This is a genomic window from Moorena sp. SIO4E2, from assembly GCF_010671945.1.
GTDB lineage: Bacteria > Cyanobacteriota > Cyanobacteriia > Cyanobacteriales > Coleofasciculaceae > Moorena > Moorena producens.
In genome coordinates this window covers 1-1,874 of sequence record NZ_JAAHIE010001041.1, presented here as the reverse complement: position 1 = coordinate 1,874, position 1,874 = coordinate 1, and the positions used below count along the sequence as shown (strand labels likewise).

The 1,874-nt window shown below is 46.2% G+C and carries 2 protein-coding genes; both read left to right on the top strand.

Features of this window, described 5'->3' with window-relative positions; translation table 11 throughout:
* Positions 1–605 precede the first annotated feature (605 nt).
* A complete protein-coding gene (locus tag F6K37_RS40385) occupies positions 606–767 on the top strand; it encodes a hypothetical protein (protein ID WP_154659766.1) in 162 nt (53 codons plus the stop codon).
* 29 nt (positions 768–796) lie between these two features.
* On the top strand, positions 797–1,874 hold a 1,078-nt coding region (locus F6K37_RS40380), incomplete at its 3' end, for a glutamyl-tRNA reductase (protein WP_287256915.1).

Genomic DNA, 1,874 nt, shown 5'->3' with positions numbered 1-1,874 from the left:
AAAGCCTAGTTATTTCAAGTCAGTCCAAGACCGCTCGGTTTGTGGACACCGTTCATATGTTTGAACAGCCCAAGTATATCCAATTGAGCTAACTCTTAGGAAGAGGGTTTTAACCCTGTAGGTAAGCTATCAGCAATCAGCTATCAGTCGTCAGCTGATTGCTTACCCCTGTAGTGCCTAGGGCGTGTCTTCTTGCCTCGGAGATCCCCCTAAATCCCCCTTAAAAAAGGGGGACTTTGAGTATGGCTCCCCCCTTAATAAGGGGGGCTGGGGGGAATCATAATCTTTGTGAGTATGGCTCCCCCCTTAATAAGGGGGGCTGGGGGGGGATCATAATCTTTGTGAGTATGGCTCCCCCCTTAATAAGGGGGGCTGGGGGGGATCATAATCTTGCAGAAAACTTTGAAAACACGCCCTAGCAACAGTAGTTAAAGCTTGAAGGAAGGTTAAAAACCTAGTTTAACCCTTCCTTCAAGTTCGTTTTAGTAAGGATTTGTAGAAAACATTTGTACCAACAAACCGATAAAGAATTACTAAGATAACGGTTTTAATCCTAATAAAGTACACAATATTTTTTCCCTACTCCCGTCTTGATGCAGTCGCTCATGGGGGAAACCACGGCAGTCGCTCATGGGGGAGACCCCCAAGACCGCGCTGCCTCCCCAAGACCGCGCTGCATCGCTACTCCCTACTCCCTATTCCCTACTCCCTACTCCCTAAAATCAAGTACAAAAGTTACTCACCTTTTTGATAACTTCTATAACTAACACTCCCATCAAACCTCCTTATCAAAAACATGAACATTGCCGTAGTAGGTCTGAGCCACAAGACAGCACCGGTTGAAGTCAGAGAAAAACTCAGCATTCCAGAAGCCCAGTTAGAAACTGTGATGCCCCACTTATGTAGCTATCCTCATATAGAAGAGGTAGCGATACTGAGTACTTGTAATCGGTTAGAAGTTTATATAGTCACCACAGAAACTGATGCAGGAATCCGAGAATTGTGCCAGTTTCTGACAGAAAAAGCTGGCATTCCTCTAGCCAAGTTGCGCCCCCACTTATTTATTCTGTTGTATCAAGATGCAGTCATGCACTTAATGCGGGTTGCTGGCGGTCTAGATAGCCTAGTGTTAGGAGAAGGGCAAATTCTAGCTCAGGTCAAAACCACCCACAAACTTGGTCAGCAACACAAGGGAATTGGACGTCTACTTAATAAACTGTTTAAACAAGCAATTACTGCCGGTAAGCGAGTTCGCACGGAAACCAGTATTGGCACTGGGGCAGTATCCATTAGCTCAGCAGCGGTAGAGTTAGCTCAGCAGAAGGTAGAAACCCTTTATGGCACCTCTTTGACCCCCTATAAAATAGCAATTATCGGTGCTGGTAAGATGTCGCGCTTACTGGTGAAACATCTACTGGCCAAAGGTGCCGTAGATATCTCAATTCTGAATCGTTCCACCAAACGGGCTGAAGAGTTAGCGAAAGGGTTTCCCAAAGCGGAGCTAAAACTCCATTCCTTGTCAGATATGATGACACTGGTTGCCCAGTCAGATATCGTATTTACTAGCACTGGTGCCACCGAACCACTCCTGACTCGGTCTAATTTAGAAGGAGTGTTGCAGACTAGCCATTCCTTAATGCTAATTGATATTTCTGTGCCTCGTAATGTGGCGGCGGATGTTGATGAGCTAGAGACTGTCCACTCATTCAACGTGGATGACTTAAAAGCAGTGGTAGCACAGAATCAGGAAAGCCGTCGTAAGATGGCGATGGAAGCACAAGAACTCTTGGAAGAAGATGTGGCAGCCTTTGACATCTGGTGGCGTTCCCTCGAAACCGTTTCTACCATTAGTAGCTTGCGCAGCAAGGTCGAAA